The organism is Staphylococcus pasteuri (assembly GCF_030547725.1).
GTDB lineage: Bacteria > Bacillota > Bacilli > Staphylococcales > Staphylococcaceae > Staphylococcus > Staphylococcus pasteuri.
In genome coordinates, this window is record NZ_JAUOQO010000379.1 from 1 (window position 1) to 268 (window position 268).

Genomic DNA, 268 nt, shown 5'->3' on the forward strand with positions numbered 1-268 from the left:
ATTGTGACCCGTGCTGCAAATGATGTGGTCGCAGGCGGCCAAAATGTGACCCGGCAGGCTGGGGAAGTGGTTCAAAAGACCATTCAGAACGTTGAGCAGCAGGTGGCCACAATTGCCCAGCCCGATCGATTGGCGGAAATTACCCAGAAAGTGGCGATTAAAAGCCAGCCAAACCAGCCAGCCGGCGCGAACGCACAGCCAGCGCGCGCGAACGCAAACGATCCAGCCTATGTGAAACGCGTGCAAGCGGGGCTGGCCAGCCTTGGGT

The 268-nt window shown here is 59.0% G+C and carries 1 protein-coding gene; it reads left to right on the plus strand.

The window, feature by feature from the left end; all coding sequences use genetic code 11:
- Positions 1-24 precede the first annotated feature (24 nt).
- Positions 25-268, plus strand: a 244-nt coding sequence (locus Q4528_RS14070; RefSeq protein ID WP_303522220.1) for a hypothetical protein, incomplete at its 3' end; no start/stop codon positions are given.